Consider the following 1127-nt stretch of genomic DNA (forward strand, 5'->3'; position numbering starts at 1 on the left):
CGCCCGCCGGCCCAGGGCCACCGCGGCCGGCGAAAGGCCCGTGGCCCACCCGCGCTGGTGCCGGCCGTCGCCGCCGTCCGGTCGTGGGGGCCCCGGCCCGCGCCGGTCCACGCCGTCTCGGTGGATGATGGAGCTGGGCGAGCTGCTGCGGCCCATCGTGAACGTGCTGGTGATGGAGGTCCTTTCGGGGACCTGGCTGCGCGCCGATGCGACGGGCATGCCGGTCCTGGACCGGAGCCGCACCAAGGGCAAGGCGCACCACGGGCACTTCTGGGCCTACGGCAACCACGACTCCGTGGTGTTCGCCTACACCAGCAACAAGGAGGCGACGACGGTGGCCGCCTTGTTCGAGGGCTTCCAGGGCACGGTTGTCATCGACGGCGCCACCGACTTCAACCTCCTCGAGAAGGCGGAGGCCGTCACCCGGGCTGGGTGCTGGGCACATGCGCGGCGATACTTCTACGAGGCCATCAAGACCGACTCCGCGCGGGCGACGACGGCGCTGACGACCATCCGTCTGCTGTTCATGGCCGAGCGCACCGTGATGAGCGCCGAGGTCGATCGACGTCTCGAGATCCGAAAGGAGCTGTGCCGCCCCATCGTCGATGGCTTCAAGCGCTGGGTGGAGGAGGAGCTGCCCAAGGTCGTACCCCGCGACCCCATCCACAAGGCCTTGAGCTACGTGCGGAATCAGTGGGACCGCCTCGTGGTGTTCTTGGACGTTCCGACAATTCCCTGCCACAACAACGACACCGAGCGAGACCTGCGCCGACCCGTGAAGGGCAAACACAACTACACGTTCGCGGGGTCGCCGCGGGGCGCGCGCGCGGCCACGACCTACTACACCCTGTTCGGGACCTGCCTGATGCAAGGCCTCGACCCCGAGCGCTACCTGGTGGAGATCCTCGGCCGGCTGGACGAGCGACCATCGGCGCTGACGCCGCAGGCCATCCGGGAGCAGTGGCTCCCCGCGGCAGCAACCCACGTGCCGGCAACCGATTCAGGTACCTGAGCGCGCAGCCGCGGTCGATGCTGTGTTGGCTGGACGCCTACTCTTTACTCGCTCGGGTCTTCGACCTCGGCGATACCGATCGGTCGATCGGTTCCGCCGTTCGTTCGCTCAAGAG

Annotated in this window: 1 protein-coding gene; it reads left to right on the plus strand. The window is 68.5% G+C overall.

Annotated features, from left to right (window positions below):
* Nucleotides 1–124: 124 nt before the first annotated feature.
* A complete protein-coding gene (locus GY812_10735) occupies nucleotides 125–1012 on the plus strand; it encodes an IS66 family transposase (protein ID MCP4435953.1) in 888 nt (295 codons plus the stop codon).
* The last annotated feature ends 115 nt before the right edge of the window (nucleotides 1013–1127 follow it).

The sequence above is a fragment of the Actinomycetes bacterium genome, assembly GCA_024222295.1.
In the GTDB taxonomy this organism is placed as follows: domain Bacteria; phylum Actinomycetota; class Acidimicrobiia; order Acidimicrobiales; family Microtrichaceae; genus JAAEPF01.

What these genes read in the sequence shown, in the direction of transcription:
- GY812_10735 (MCP4435953.1), top strand. Translation starts at nt 125, where the DNA reads ATGATGGAGCTGGGCGAGCTGCTGCGGCCCATCGTGAACGTGCTGGTG.